Genomic DNA, 14,245 nt, shown 5'->3' on the forward strand with positions numbered 1-14,245 from the left:
CCTCACGGGGCGCGGAGCTGTGTCCTCTGCGCGGAGCTGTTCCTCTGCGCGGCGCTGTGTCCTCCGCGCGGCTCCGCCGCGGGGGCGCGAGAAGCCCGCACCCACCCGCACTCCCCACCCGCCCCCGCTACCCCTCGCCCTCTTCGTCATCGCGCCCCGGCGCATCCCCGGCCGCGTCCTTCGGCGGCGCGTCCTTCGACGGAGTCGACGTGAACCCGTCGAACCCACGCCGCACGCGCCCGCCGATCCCCCCGGCCCCGCCCGCGAGATCGCTGACCAGCTTCATCAACGGATCCTTCGAGCTCTTCACATTGCTCGCGTAGTGCGCCGCCGACTCCCGGAAGGAGTCGGACACGGACGCGTCCTTGTCCTCCGCCCGCCGCGGATAGTGCCCGTCCATCAGCCGCTGGTAATCCCGCGACTCCGCCCACTTCTTCAGCTCCGCCGCCCGCACCGTGGTGAACGGATGCGACCGCGGCAGCACGTTGAGGATCTTCAGCACGGAGTCCCGCAGGTCACCCCCCGCCTCGTACTCCTCCGCCTGCTCCAGGAACGCGTCCACGTTCATCTCGTGCAGATGGTTGCCGCCCGCTATCTTCATCAGCCCCCGCATCGACGCCCGCAGATCCTGCCCGACCAGCAGCCCCGCCCGGTCCGCCGACAGCTCCGACTTGCGGAACCACTCGCGCAGCGCGGTCACGATCGCCATGACCGCGAGATTGCCCAGCGGAATCCAGGCCACCCGCAGCGCGAGGCTGGTGAGGAACAGCAGGATCGTGCGGTACACGGAGTGACCGGACAGCGCGTGCCCCACCTCGTGCCCGACGACCGCCCGCATCTCCTCCTCGTCGAGCAGCTCGACGAGCCCCGTGGTCACCACGATGATCGGCTCGTCCATGCCGATGCACATCGCGTTGGGCTGCGGGTTCTGGGTGACGTACATCGGCGGGACCTTCTCCAGGTCCAGGATGTAACAGGCGTCCCGCAGCATGTCGTTGAGGTGGGCGAACTGCGCGTCCGAGACCCGTACCGAGTCGGACAGGAACAGCAGCCGCAGGCTGCGCTCGGGCAGCAGGCCGCTGAGCGCCTTGAAGACGGTGTCGAAGCCGCTGAGCTTGCGCAGGGCCACCAGGGCCGAACGGTCCGCCGGATGTTCGTACGCGCGCGAGGAGATCCCCGGGAAACGCCTGCGCTGCCTGCTGGGCACCTTCTCGTGCCCGTGGGATCCGTTCGGTCGGCTGTCGTCGGACATGTGGTCCCCCATACGTCGATGGCTGCCCTGTCGCTGCCTGCTGTGCGGTGGTCGTCGTGAGTCTCGGGAGAATCGGGAGAATCGTGCGGATCGGAAGGATCGAGGCGTCGTCGAAGGTGTGAACCGGGGTGAGAATCCGGTGGGAGCCGTACAAGAACACCCGCCCTCCCCGCGCCCCCGGAGCGGGACCCAGCCTAGGCGGAGTTACCGTGGCAGGGCAGCACACCCGTAAGGAGCGATCCATGGAGCACATCCCCGCCGCCTGGCTCACCGGGGCGGCCGACGCCGCCGCACGGCAGGGCTCCGGATACCTCCTCCGCGTCGTACTGATCGTCATGGTCGTCGGCTGCGCCTTCACCGCCTGGTTCGTGCTGCGCGGTTACGGCCGACACGACGACTGACGCGTACCAGCCCCGAACGGTTGCCCGAATAGGCGTTCGGAGCGGCCCCTCGGACCCCGCGCCCGCCCCAACGGTGGAGTCGGCGTGAGGCGCGCACAGGCCCCCGCATACGATGAGGCGACGTCTTTATTCCGCCCACACCGGATAGGTCTGCCGAAGATGAGCCTTCCCAGCACCGCAGCCCAGTTGGTCACTCTCGCCGCCGAGGGCGGGGAGCACGGTGGCAACCACGAGAGCCTCAACCCCGCCGTGACGGGCGGCGCGGCCCTGTTCATCCTGCTCCTGCTGCTGTGGATCACCACCCGGTTCAACCGCGACCGCTGAACCCCGGGCGCAGTGTGGTCCCGGCCATGACATGGCTCGAGGGACGCCCGTCGGACGGAGCTCGTGGGACGGGCCGGTAGGGTCTGCACGCATGGGAGAGCAGGACATGCCTACCGGTCCGGCGAGCGGCGCGGCCCCCGTGGCCCGGCGCGGCCCCGGCAACGCACCGTCGAATCCGGGCAAACGCCGTCTCGGCGTCATGGGCGGAACGTTTGACCCGATCCACCACGGACACCTCGTCGCCGCCAGCGAGGTCGCCGCGCAGTTCCATCTGGACGAGGTGGTGTTCGTCCCCACCGGCCAGCCCTGGCAGAAGGCCGACCGGCACGTCACGCCGGCCGAGGACCGCTATCTGATGACGGTCATCGCCACCGCCGAGAACCCGCAGTTCTCGGTCAGCCGCATCGACATCGACCGCGGCGGCCCCACGTACACCACGGACACCCTGCGCGACCTGCGCGCCCTCAACCCCGACACCGACCTGTTCTTCATCACCGGTGCCGACGCCCTGGGACAGATCCTCACCTGGCGGTACACCGAGGAACTGTTCTCCCTCGCCCACTTCATCGGCGTCACCCGCCCCGGCCACACCCTGACCGACCCGGGCCTGCCCGAGGGCGGTGTCTCGCTGATCGAGGTCCCGGCGCTGGCCATCTCCTCCACCGACTGCCGCGCGCGGGTCGCGAGCGGCGAGCCGGTCTGGTACCTGGTGCCGGACGGCGTGGTGCGCTACATCGACAAACGCCAGCTGTACCGCGGCGAGTGAGCCGAGAGGGGCACCGGTGAACGACCGATACGACGGATACGCGGGCGGCGGCGACCAGTACGAGCTCGTCGGCTACGACGACTTCGGGCAGCCCGTGTACCGGCAGGTGCCCGCGCCCCGGGCACCCGAGGGCTACGACCCCTACGCCGGCCGCCCGCCGCAGCAATCCCAGGGCTACGCCGACCAGTCGGGCCGGTCGGGCCACGTGGACCAGACCGGTTACTCCGGCCAGTCCGGCCGGCAGGACTACTCCGGTTACGGCTACGACCCGTACGCCGCCGCCCCCCAGCAGCAGGCCGCGCCGTACGACACCGGCGCGGGCGGCTCCTCGTACGGCGGGGCCTACGACCCGTACGGGACCACCGGCGGCGCCCCGGGCGCCCCCGAGGACCCCTACGGGCAGCCGGCCGGCCGGGGTGCCGACCGGACCGCCCACATCCCCCAGCAGGCCCGCCCGGCGGACCCGGTCACCCAGGAGACGCGGGGGAAGACCGAGCCGGACCCCGGTACCGACCCCGACGCCGCCCCCGAGTACCGCACCGAGCAGTTCGCCTTCGTCGAGGAGCCCGACGGCGACTCCGAGGACGTCATCGACTGGCTCAAGTTCACCGAGAACCGCACCGAGCGCCGCGAGGAGGCCAAGCGCCGCGCCCGCAGCCGTGTCGTCGCCCTCGTGGTCGTCCTCGCCCTCGTCGCCGTCGGCGGGGTCGGCTACCTCTGGTACGCGGGCAAGCTGACCGGCGGCTCCTCCGACGACGGCACCGCCGGCGCCACGACCGCGGCCGGCGCCCAGAGCCGGGACGTCATCGTCGTCCACCTGCACAACACCAGGGGCGGCGGCACCTCCACGGCGCTCCTCGTCGACAACACCACCACCAAGCAGGGCGCCACCGTGCTCCTGCCCAACTCCCTCACCCTGACCTCCGACGACGGGTCCACCACCACCCTCGCCAAGTCGGTCGACGACGACGGCTCCACCGGCACCCGCGACGAACTCGACACCGTCCTCGGCACCGACATCGAGGGCACCTGGCGCCTGGACACCCCGTACCTGAACAACCTCGTCGAGCTGGTCGGCACCATCGAGGTCGACACCGACGCCGACGTGCCCGACCCCAGCAGCAAGAAGAAGGACGCCGAGATCCTCGTCCACAAGGGCGAGAGCCAGACCCTCAGCGGCAGGATGGCCGTCGCCTACGCCACCTACCGCGCCTCCGGGGAGTCCCAGGACGTCCAGCTGAAGCGGTTCGGGCAGGTCATGCAGGGCGTGCTGCGCAAGCTGTCCTCCGACGCGGGCGCCGCCACGACCACCGTGCAGACCCTCGCCCAGATCCTCGACCCCTCCCTGACCGACAAGGACCTCGGCGCCTTCCTCGCCAAGCTCGCCGCGCACGCCAAGGAGGGCGACTACACCACCGACATGGTGCCGGTGCGGGCCGACGGGAGCGTCGACGACTCGGCCGCCGACGGTGTGGTCAAGAAGCTGCTCGGCGGCACGGTGAAGAGCCCGGAGGCCGGGGACGCCGTACGCGTCGGCATCAAGAACGCCACCGGCGACAAGGACGACACCGAGAAGGCCCGCGTGACCCTCGTCAACGGCGGCTACACCTTCCTCGACGCCGGCACGGACACCGCCCGGGCCACGTCCGCCGTCACCTACGAGGACGCCGCCGACAAGGAGAACGCCGCCGAGGTCGCCAAGACCCTGGGACTGCCGACCGGTGCCGTGACGAAGGGCACGGTCACCTCTGGCGCCAACGTGTCGGTCGTGCTGGGCCAGGACTACCGGCCGGCGACATGAGCCCCGGACCGCCCCGGCCCCCCGGGGCGGTCCGTTAATCGCCAAGGGTCCCCGGCGGACCGTGAGACCCTTGGGGAGTGATACCCCGTGCGGGCGGTCGCCGCCTGGTGCGGCCCCGGGCCCCCGCACCGCCCCGACCGCCGACACGGAAAGCCGCGCAGTGACCGCTACCGACCGCTCTCTCGAACTCATCAACGCCGCCGCCCAGGCGGCCGCCGACAAGCTCGCGCACGACATCATCGCCTACGACGTCAGCGACGTCCTGTCGATCACGGACGCCTTCCTGCTGGCGTCCGCGCCCAACGACCGCCAGGTCAAGTCGATCGTCGACGAGATCGAGGAACGGCTCAACAAGGAACTCGGCGCCAAGCCGGTACGCCGCGAGGGCGACCGCGAGGCCCGCTGGGTGCTGCTCGACTACGTGGACATCGTGGTGCACGTCCAGCACAGCGAGGAGCGCGTCTTCTACGCCCTGGAACGGCTGTGGAAGGACTGCCCCGAGCTCGACCTCCCCGAGGACGCCCGGGCCACCCGCGGCAAGGCCGAGGAGCACGCCAAGCTGCGCGCGGCCGAGGAGGCGGCGGAGTTCGGCGGAGAGTTGCGGTGAACCCCGTCACGGACGGCGGCCCGGGCGGCGACGCCGGCCGGCGGCCCGGCCGCGGACGCCGCGTCATCCTGTGGCGGCACGGCCAGACCCGGTGGAACGTGGAGCGGCGCTTCCAGGGCTCCACTGACGTCGAACTGACCGAGGTGGGCGTCGGCCAGGCCCGCCGGGCCGCCCGGCTGCTCGCCTCCCTGCGCCCGGACGCCATCGTGGCCTCCGACCTCAGGCGGGCCGCCGCCACCGCCGGCGAGCTCGCCGCGCTCACGGGTCTGGACGTGGCGTACGACGAGGGGCTGCGCGAGACCTACGCGGGCGTCTGGCAGGGGCTGACGCACGAGGAGATCATCGCCCGTCACGGCGAGGAGTACGCCGCGTGGAAGCGCGGCGAACCGGTCCGCCGCGGTGGCGGCGAGCTGGAGACGGAGGTCGCCGACCGGGCCGCCCCCGTCGTGCTGCGGCATGCCGAGAAGCTGCCCGAGGACGGCACGCTGGTGGTGGTCAGCCACGGCGGCACCATCCGCACCACCATCGGGCGGCTGCTCGGCCTGGAGTCGCCCCACTGGGAGAGCTTCGGCGGCCTGTCGAACTGCTGCTGGTCCGTCCTCGGCGAGGGCACCCGCGGCTGGCGCCTCCTGGAGCACAACGCGGGCACCCTCCCGGAGCCGGTCCTCGGCGACGACGTCTGAACCACCGGATTTCACTTTCCGGCTGGTCGCAGGCTAAAGTTCTTCTTGTTCGCCCGCCGAGCGGGAAGAACGACAAGGGGCTATAGCTCAGTTGGTAGAGCGCCTGCATGGCATGCAGGAGGTCAGGAGTTCAATTCTCCTTAGCTCCACATATTTCAACACTCTCGTGAAGCGGGGGGCACGGGCATCGCCCGGGCCCCCCGCTTCATGTGTGTCCCGAGCGGGGCGGACCTCATCAGTCCGCCCCGGTCTCCTCCCCCTACTCCTGACCGTCCTGCCAGCTGCTGGGCGCCGGTCCTGACATGACGCGGCGCGCGTTGGCCTCGGCCTCCCGCTCGAAGGCGTCCGAGGGATCGGACACCTTCGTCCCGTCACCCATGTCCGTGCCCGCCACCGGCCCCTGGCGCTGCTGCTTCACATGCCCGAGTTCGTGCGCAAGAGTATGCGGGTCGATGCGTGGCGTATTCATGGCGATGTGGTTGCCCGAGGTCCAGGCGGTCGCATCCAACTCCACGGTCGACTCCTTGGCGAGGCTGTCCGTGTGCAGCACCACATCGGAGAAGTCCGCGCCGAGGCGGCTCTCCATGTCCTCCCGCACGGGTTCGGGCAGCGGCCTCCCGGGAGAACTCAGCACCTTGTCCACGATGGAGCGCCGCTGGACCGGCGCGGGCTGCTCGTGCCCGCACCCGGCGCCGTGCGTGTGCCGCTCCTCCTCCCGTCGCCGCTGCACGATCCGCGTCACGGCGGCATTGCCCGCGCTGCGCTGGAGGGCGCGGATCGTGTGCGGTGACGCGGGATCGCCGTGCCCGGCCGTGTCGGCGGCCCGTCCCGTGTCCCGCTTCCGTGCGGTGATGCCGGGGGGCAGGGCTCGGGCAGCCTCGGACGTGTGCTCGGCCGGCGACTCGTTGGCGCGCATACGCGGACCTTTCCGATGACGGAGGAAAGCTCTCACGGTAGGCGCACCGGGCGGCGCGCGGACCGGCCTCCGGGGCAGTCCTCGGGGAACCGCTCCCCGGAATCAAGGGCAGCGGAGCGGGGTAGAGCACTCTCCGCACACTCGTGCGGACCGGCTTGAGTCACTTCGGGTTCTGCGGGCGTATATCTCTGCGGACGCGCTCCTCATCCGGACGTACGCGCCGGTCGCGGCGGGTGTCCGGGGTGCCGTGTCCGGACTGGTACGAAGGCGTCGCTGACCGTATTGGCCCGGCCGTGGCAGAATCAAACGGCCGGAAGGGAGCGCGGCCCGACGGGAGGGAGTGGCGATGCCTGCGAGCATCCGCGGGGAGGTCCGGGGCCTCCTCGCAGTGGCGGTGCCGAGAAAGAAGGCCACCTCCCTGGACTGCCCTTCCTGCGGTTCGTCCCACGTCGCCCAGGTCCTCGGCGACAACGGCGGCGTTTCCTACGTGTGCACGGCCTGCGGCCACAGCTGGAGCTGATCGATGGGTGCACACAGGCGTAAGTGCGACTGGTGCGGCAGCGGCACGCCGATCGTCCGCGACATGGAGCCGGTGAACCAGGACTACCAGTACTGGTGCGAGGAGTGCGCGCGGGCGCTGATCATAAAAGGCGACCCCATCGAGACGTACCGCGAACTCGAGGGTGAGCCGATCTACGGCCGGCTGCTCGACGAGCACTGCACGCTCAAGCGGTTCTACTCGTTCGCGACGGCCTGAGCCCGCGGGGCCGCGCCCGCCGCCCGGGCCCTCGTTCCGGCCGCCCGCGGGCACCGGAATCGATTTGGTGGTCGACCCCCCGGACCGTGTAATGTTGGCGTCGCCGCCGGGGAGACCGGGCGGACCGCTCGGAAACGCGGTTTCACCGCGTGACCGTACGGGGCTATAGCTCAGTTGGTAGAGCGCCTGCATGGCATGCAGGAGGTCAGGAGTTCAATTCTCCTTAGCTCCACACACAGAAGATGAGGCGGGTCATCCGGAACGGATGGCCCGCCTTTCGCATGGGTGAAAGAGGACGGGAGCGGTTCCCGGCCGCGCTGCCGCCGGAGACCGCCCCCTCAAGACCTCAGCGGCCGCTGCCCAGCGCCCGCCGGCCCCGGCCTCCACCGCGGCCCTGGGAGAGGACGGGCAGATTGCGGGACGGCGCCGAGGAGCGGGTGTCCTCCTCGATGCGCAGCGCCAGCGCCGGGCACCGCCGTACCGCCCGCAGCGCCTTCGCCTCGGCGTACCGGGGCACGGGGGCCTGAGCGACGGTCGGGAAGCCGTCGGCGCCGAGTTCGAACACCTCGGGGAGGATGTCCGCGCACAGTCCGTGGCCCCGGCACAGCGTCCAGTCGACGTAGATCTTCTGCCGGCTGTCGCCCGCCTCGGGTGCGGCCTGGCCGCCGCCCGGGATGCCGGTCGGCGCCCTGCCGTCCTCGAAGAGGGGCAGTACGCCCTCCACGGGCCGTCCGCAGCCGTTGCCCAGGACATGGGCGGCCAGGTCGTCCGTGAACGCCTTGATGGTCGACTCCAGGAACATCGCCGAGCCGTCCGGGTGCGAGCAGGCGCCGCGTCGCTTCACGGCCTTGGCGACCTGCTTGAGGGCCTCCAGGGCGGCGGGACCGCCGCCGTTGAGGATGTCCTCCATGCCGCGCGCGGCGGCCGGTAGGCCGAGGTAGCAGGGGCCGCACTGGCCCGCGCTCTCCTCCGCCAGCCACTTCGCCACTTGCAGCGACTCGCCCAGCGGGCAGGTCTCCTGACGGATCGGCAGGATGGCGCCCGCGCCCAGCGAACCCCCGACGGCGTCCAGGGAGTTGCGCGAGACGATCGCCTCGTCGACCGTGGCCGCGTCGATCCACTTGCCGTGGTAACCGCCCGTCAGCACGCCCTGCGGTACCGGCGGGGCGCCGGCCAGTTGCAGGACGTACCGCAGGGGCACGCCGGTGGGGACCTCGATCACCATGGGGCGGGCGACGGCGCCGGAGACCGTGAGCATCACGGTGCCCGGCTCGTCGTAGAGGCCGGTGTTGCGGTAGCGGTCCGGGCCGATGCGGGCGGCGATCGCCAGCTGGGCGAACGTCTCCGCGTTGGAGAGCAGTGTGGGCGCGCCGCCCACCCCGCTCTGCGAGGCGCTGATCTTGCGGCCCGGCGGGATGGCCGGGCCGCCGTCGATCGAACGGATCAGCGAGGCGGCGGCGCCCGTCACCATCCGTACCGGGTTGCGCTGCACGCGCGCGCGGATGGCCGCGCCGCGCCGGTCGCCGAGTCCGCGCTCGGAGAGCGCCTGCTCCATCGAGCGCTCGGTGGACTCCCGGGTCACGCCCACCACCAGGGTGCGCGCGCCCAGGGCCTCGGCGACCAGCAGGGCGCCGTCCAGGATGAGGTGCGGTGCCCGGTTGATCAGCACCGTGTCCTTGCGGCAGGCGGGTTCGTCCTCGCTTCCGTTGACCACGACCACCGGCCGGGTGCCGCGGCGGATCGCCTGTTCGGCGACCGACCGCAGCTTCTTGTGGAAGGGGAAGCCTGCGCCGCCCCTTCCCTTGAGGGATATCTGTTCGGCGAGCTGTGCGAGCTGCTCGCCGCCCATCGGTTCGAGCGGCCCGTGCACCTTCAGATGCATGGGCAGATCGAGCCGTTCCACAAGGTCGAAGCCCGACGTGAGCTGGGGAAGTCCGACGACGCGGACCTCGGGGACGTCGGGCAGGGCCTCGTTCACTTAAAGCCTCCGGAAGGCGTGTTCCATGGTTCTCCGGAGCCCGGGGCGTCGAAGGCACCGGGCAGGGTGTCGCTGGCGGGACCGCTGTTGTACGTGTCATCGGGGTTGTACGTACCGAAGGGGGTGTTCGACTCACCCGCGGCCGAGAAAGTCCCGGAGGAGTTCTCGTAGCCGCTCTGGTACGTCATCCCGCCCGCGAAGGTGTCGGTCATCGGGTCGTACGCGGAGGGCGGGGCCTCGCCCACCGGCGGCGGGGACGGGGCGGGCCAGCGCGGGCCCGCCGGGGCGCCGCCGTCCATGCGCGGCAGCGGGCCGGTGCCCTGCACGTCCATGCGCTGGGTGGCGTCCGTGAAGGTGCCCTGTGCCCGGGGGGTGTTCGAGACGGTCCGGTAGGCGGCCGCGAAGCCGCTCCCGGGCTCCGGGCTCATGGCGCGGAAGCCGGAGGTGTCGTAGCGCGGCGCGGGCCCGGTGGCGCCGGCGCCCGCCGGGCCGGCCGCGCCGGGGGAGCGGCGGCCGGAGCGGGACGCGAAGCCCGCCGTGGCGGCCGTCTCGGCGTTGCGGGCGCGGCTGGCCTCCAGGCCCTCGCGGCCGATCCGGTTGTCGGTGCCGATGAGGGCGACGATCCGGTCGGCGACCTTGCGCTTGAAGGGGCGCGGGGCGCTGCGCAGGGCGAGCGCGGCCATGACGCCGAGCAGGCACAGCTCGTACAGGACGGTGAAGAGGGGAGACTTCACCGCGCGGCCCGCGTACAGGCCGTGGACCAGGGCGCAGCACCAGGCGGGGTAGGCCAGCATGTGCATCGCCCGCCAGCGGGCGGCGACCGGCGCGGGGGACGCGAAGACGCTGCGCAGGGCGCCGGTGACGGCGGTGAAGATCATGAGCAGTCCGGCCGCCGAGCCGAGGCCGACGAGCCCGGCGATGCCGGTGAAGCCGAGGCTGAAGGGGATCACCGCGGCGATGAACCGCGTGTGGTCGAGCGCCAGTTTGACCGTCACGTGCAGCAGCAGGAAGGCCACCGAGGAGATGGCCGTCGTGCGGTGCACGGCCTGCGCCACGATGCGCTGGCGCGTGTTGAGGAAGATGCGGTCGGTCGCGATCAGGCCCCAGATCACCGAGCAGGAGAGGGCGACCAGCGACAGCACGCCGGCGCCGAAGTTGAGGAAGTCCCGTACCGCGTTCCCGCCGGCCAGCACGACGACGGGTATCAGCAGCAGGACGACGGCGCTCGCCGGCCCGTAGGCCGAACGGCCTGGCCTGGGCAGCGAGCTGGCACTACGACGAGGATTCATGGGGGCGACTCCGAGCGGTTCGGTAAAGCGGTCCCGCCGGTGCACTCTAAGGCGGCTCCAAACCGAGCGGTACGAGGTTTGAGTTATTGCCTTGTTATCCAAGGGTCTCCAGGGGTGTGCGTTGTCCCACTAGAGAGCATTACGCGAAGTAACAATTGAATATTGTTCAGGTTTTCCCGGCCGGTGCCGGTGCCGGGGCCACGGGCGGGGAGCCGGGGGGAGTGTCCGGCGGGCGGGAGTCCGTCGCGGGGCGCTCGGCCGCTGCGGTACCCTGTCGCCATGCGTGCCGTACGCCTTCTGCTTAGCGAGCCGCGCTGATCAGTCCCGACCGGCAAGTGAGACGGTCGGAATCGGCGCGGCGTCCCCTCCTGTGCGAGGGGTTTTTTCGTTTCCGGGAGTCCGTTCCCGGAATCCGCAGCCGTGGGCGCAGACGATCGATGGAGCTTTGAGGATCATGAGCGAGACGAACCCCGCTGCCGCCGCCCTGCCGGCGGAGGCAGCGCCGCACCGCTACACGGCCGCCATGGCGGCCGACATCGAGGCACGCTGGCAGGACTTCTGGGCCGCCGAGGGCACGTACGAGGCGCCCAACCCCAAGGGCGACCTGGCCGGTGACCCGGCCCTGGCCGCCCGGCCCAAGAAGTTCATCATGGACATGTTCCCGTACCCCTCCGGCGCCGGCCTCCACGTGGGCCACCCGCTGGGCTACATCGCCACCGACGTCTACGCCCGCTTCCAGCGGATGACCGGCCACAACGTCCTGCACACCCTGGGCTTCGACGCCTTCGGCCTGCCCGCCGAGCAGTACGCCGTGCAGACCGGCACCCACCCCCGGGTCTCCACCGAGGCCAACATCGAGAACATGACCTCCCAGCTGCGCCGGCTGGGCCTGGGCCACGACAAGCGCCGGTCCTTCGCGACGATCGACCCGGACTACTACAAGTGGACCCAGTGGATCTTCCTGCGGATCTTCAACTCCTACTACGACGAGCAGGCGCGCCGGGCCCGCCCGATCTCCGAGCTGGTCGAACAGTTCGAGTCCGGTGAGCGGCCCGTACCGGGCACCACGCGCGCGTGGAGCGCGCTGAGCGAGGCCGAGCGCGCCGACGTCCTGGGGGAGTACCGCCTGGCCTACGCCTCCGACGCGCCCGTGAACTGGTGTCCGGGGCTGGGTACCGTGCTGGCCAACGAGGAGGTCACCGCCGACGGCCGCTCCGAGCGCGGCAACTTCCCGGTCTTCAAGTCCAAGCTGCGCCAGTGGAACATGCGGATCACGGCCTACGCCGACCGGCTGCTGGACGACCTGGACGAGCTGGACTGGCCCGAGGCCATCAAGCTCCAGCAGCGCAACTGGATCGGCCGCTCCGAGGGTGCCCGCGTCGACTTCCCCCTGGACGGCGAGCGCATCACCGTCTTCACCACCCGCCCCGACACCCTGTTCGGCGCCACCTACATGGTGCTGGCGCCGGAGCACCCGCTGGTGGAGAAGTTCACCCCGGCCGCCTGGCCCGAGGGCACCCACGAGGTGTGGACCGGCGGTCACGCCACCCCCGCCGAGGCCGTCGCCGCCTACCGCGCGCAGGCCGCGTCCAAGTCCGACGTCGAGCGTCAGGCCGAGGCCAAGGACAAGACCGGCGTCTTCATCGGCGCCTACGCCACCAACCCGGTCAACGGCGAGCGCGTCCCCGTCTTCATCGCCGACTACGTCCTGATGGGCTATGGCACCGGCGCGATCATGGCCGTCCCCGCCCACGACACCCGTGACTTCGCGTTCGCACGCGCCTTCGAGCTGCCGGTCCGCTGCGTCGTGCAACCCACCGACGGCCGCGGCACCGACACCACGGAGTGGGAGGACGCCTTCGCCTCGTACGACGCGACACTCGTCAACTCCGCGAACGACTCCATCACCCTGGACGGCCTGGGCGTCGTCGAGGCCAAGGCCCGCATCACCGAGTGGCTGGCGCGCGAGGGCGTCGGCGAGGGCACCGTCAACTTCCGGCTGCGCGACTGGCTGTTCAGCCGCCAGCGCTACTGGGGCGAGCCCTTCCCGATCGTCTACGACGAGGACGGCATCGCCCACCCGCTGCCCGAGTCGATGCTGCCCCTTGAACTGCCCGAGGTCGAGGACTACTCGCCCCGCACCTTCGACCCGGACGACGCCGACACCCAGCCCGAGACCCCGCTGTCGCGCAACGAGGACTGGGTCGACGTCACCCTGGACCTGGGCGACGGACGCGGGCCCCGGAAGTTCCGCCGCGAGACCAACACCATGCCCAACTGGGCCGGTTCCTGCTGGTACGAGCTGCGCTACCTGGACCCGCACAACAGCGAGAAGCTGGTCGACCCCGAGATCGAGCAGTACTGGATGGGCCCGCGCGAGGGCATGCCGCACGGCGGCGTCGACCTGTACGTCGGCGGCGCCGAGCACGCCGTGCTGCACCTGCTGTACGCCCGCTTCTGGTCCAAGGTCCTGTACGACCTGGGGCACATCTCCTCCGCCGAGCCGTTCCACAAGCTGTTCAACCAGGGCATGATCCAGGCCTACGTCTACCGCGACAGCCGGGGCATCGCGGTGCCGGCCGCCGAGGTGGAGGAGCGCGACGGCGCCTACTACTACCAGGGCGAGCAGGTCTCCCGGCTGCTGGGCAAGATGGGCAAGTCCCTGAAGAACGCGGTCACCCCGGACGAGATCTGCGCCGAGTACGGGGCCGACACCCTGCGCCTGTACGAGATGGCGATGGGCCCCCTGGACGTGTCCCGGCCGTGGGACACGCGTGCGGTCGTCGGGCAGTTCCGGCTGTTGCAGCGGCTGTGGCGCAACGTCGTCGACGAGGCGACCGGCCAGGTCACCGTCGCGGACGCCGAGCCCGGCGAGGAGACGCTGCGCGCGCTGCACAAGGCGATCGACGGCGTGCGCCAGGACCTGGAGGGCATGCGGTTCAACACCGCCATCGCCAAGGTCACCGAGCTGAACAACCACCTGACGAAGACGGGCGGGCCGGTGCCGCGCGCGGTGGCCGAGCCGCTGGTGCTGATGGTGGCGCCGCTGGCCCCGCACATCGCCGAGGAACTGTGGCGCCGGCTGGGCCACACCGACTCGGTGGTCCACCAGGACTTCCCCGTGGCCGACCCGGCGTACGTCGTCGACGAGACCGTCACGTGTGTGGTGCAGGTCAAGGGCAAGGTCAAGGCCCGCCTGGAGGTCTCGCCGTCCATCTCTGACGACGAGCTGGAGAAGGTGGCGCTGGCCGACGAGAAGGTCGTGGCGGCGCTGGGCGGGGCGGACATCCGCAAGGTGATCGTGCGGGCGCCGAAGCTGGTGAACATCGTTCCGGCGTAGCTGTGCCGTCCGGGGGTGAGCCCGTGGCGGCATGCGTGGGCGTGTGTCCGGGGGTGAGCCCCTGGCGGCACGCATGGGCGTTGCGTCTGGGGGTGAACCCCTACGGGCAGGTTCGGGGTTCCGCGGGAACC

13 protein-coding genes and 2 tRNA genes are annotated in these 14,245 nt (G+C 71.2%); 11 read left to right on the forward strand and 4 right to left on the reverse strand.

The features are described from left to right. Nucleotides 1–127: 127 nt before the first annotated feature. Nucleotides 128–1,264, reverse strand: coding sequence for a M48 family metallopeptidase (locus IO29_RS10330; protein ID WP_033226287.1), 1,137 nt, complete (start codon nt 1,262–1,264; stop codon nt 128–130). A 230-nt stretch (nt 1,265–1,494) separates the two neighbouring features. On the opposite strand from IO29_RS10330, the gene IO29_RS38850 reads away from it, so the two are divergent. The 7 genes from IO29_RS38850 (at nt 1,495) to IO29_RS10365 (ending at nt 5,983) form a co-directional block, all read left to right on the forward strand. Continuing rightward, entirely contained in the window at nt 1,495–1,653 is a 159-nt protein-coding gene (locus IO29_RS38850; protein ID WP_030381708.1) for a hypothetical protein, read from the forward strand. A gap of 159 nt (nt 1,654–1,812) precedes the next feature. Next, the gene (locus IO29_RS38855; RefSeq protein WP_030381707.1) at nt 1,813–1,977 is read left to right on the forward strand and encodes a hypothetical protein; all 165 of its coding nucleotides are present in this window, start codon (nt 1,813–1,815) and stop codon (nt 1,975–1,977) included. A 91-nt stretch (nt 1,978–2,068) separates the two neighbouring features. After that, entirely contained in the window at nt 2,069–2,743 is a 675-nt protein-coding gene (gene nadD, locus IO29_RS10345) for a nicotinate-nucleotide adenylyltransferase (RefSeq protein WP_030381706.1), read from the forward strand. 16 nt (nt 2,744–2,759) lie between these two features. After that, complete coding sequence (locus IO29_RS10350; protein WP_030381705.1) at nt 2,760–4,544, forward strand: LCP family protein; 1,785 nt, start codon at nt 2,760–2,762, stop codon at nt 4,542–4,544. A gap of 160 nt (nt 4,545–4,704) precedes the next feature. Then, the gene (gene rsfS, locus IO29_RS10355; protein ID WP_030381704.1) at nt 4,705–5,151 is read left to right on the forward strand and encodes a ribosome silencing factor; all 447 of its coding nucleotides are present in this window, start codon (nt 4,705–4,707) and stop codon (nt 5,149–5,151) included. Beyond that, nucleotides 5,148–5,834, forward strand: a complete 687-nt coding sequence (locus IO29_RS10360) for a histidine phosphatase family protein (RefSeq protein ID WP_030381703.1) — start codon at nt 5,148–5,150, stop codon at nt 5,832–5,834. Before rsfS ends, IO29_RS10360 begins: the two co-directional genes overlap by 4 nt. 76 nt (nt 5,835–5,910) lie before the next feature. Beyond that, nucleotides 5,911–5,983 (forward strand) — tRNA-Ala (locus IO29_RS10365). Nucleotides 5,984–6,093: 110 nt separating this feature from the next. On the opposite strand, the gene IO29_RS10370 is transcribed toward IO29_RS10365, so the two are convergent. Beyond that, nucleotides 6,094–6,750 (reverse strand): eCIS core domain-containing protein, encoded by a 657-nt coding sequence (locus IO29_RS10370; RefSeq protein ID WP_030381702.1) that lies wholly within the window; start codon nt 6,748–6,750, stop codon nt 6,094–6,096. A 346-nt stretch (nt 6,751–7,096) separates the two neighbouring features. On the opposite strand from IO29_RS10370, the gene IO29_RS38860 reads away from it, so the two are divergent. The 3 genes from IO29_RS38860 to IO29_RS10380 all read left to right on the forward strand — a co-directional run bounded on the left by IO29_RS38860 (nt 7,097) and on the right by IO29_RS10380 (nt 7,739). Next, nucleotides 7,097–7,270 carry a hypothetical protein gene (locus IO29_RS38860; protein ID WP_199806918.1) on the forward strand — a complete coding sequence of 58 codons (174 nt, stop codon included), beginning with the start codon at nt 7,097–7,099 and terminating at the stop codon, nt 7,268–7,270. Between the two features lie 3 nt (nt 7,271–7,273). Beyond that, entirely contained in the window at nt 7,274–7,507 is a 234-nt protein-coding gene (locus tag IO29_RS10375) for a hypothetical protein (RefSeq protein ID WP_006137425.1), read from the forward strand. Between the two features lie 159 nt (nt 7,508–7,666). Beyond that, nucleotides 7,667–7,739: transfer RNA gene (locus IO29_RS10380), tRNA-Ala, on the forward strand. A 114-nt stretch (nt 7,740–7,853) separates the two neighbouring features. Here the strand turns inward: IO29_RS10380 and IO29_RS10385 are convergent. Beyond that, nucleotides 7,854–9,485: an NADH-quinone oxidoreductase subunit NuoF family protein gene (locus IO29_RS10385; RefSeq protein WP_030381701.1), complete on the reverse strand. Its 1,632-nt coding sequence runs from the start codon at nt 9,483–9,485 to the stop codon at nt 7,854–7,856. Next, nucleotides 9,482–10,774: a ferric reductase-like transmembrane domain-containing protein gene (locus tag IO29_RS10390; RefSeq protein ID WP_051707864.1), complete on the reverse strand. Its 1,293-nt coding sequence runs from the start codon at nt 10,772–10,774 to the stop codon at nt 9,482–9,484. Before IO29_RS10390 ends, IO29_RS10385 begins: the two co-directional genes overlap by 4 nt. 454 nt (nt 10,775–11,228) lie before the next feature. On the opposite strand from IO29_RS10390, the gene leuS reads away from it, so the two are divergent. Continuing rightward, nucleotides 11,229–14,114, forward strand: a complete 2,886-nt coding sequence (gene leuS / locus IO29_RS10395; protein WP_030381699.1) for a leucine--tRNA ligase — start codon at nt 11,229–11,231, stop codon at nt 14,112–14,114. The last annotated feature ends 131 nt before the right edge of the window (nt 14,115–14,245 follow it).

The organism is Streptomyces sp. NRRL F-6676 (assembly GCF_000725625.1).
GTDB lineage: Bacteria > Actinomycetota > Actinomycetes > Streptomycetales > Streptomycetaceae > Streptomyces.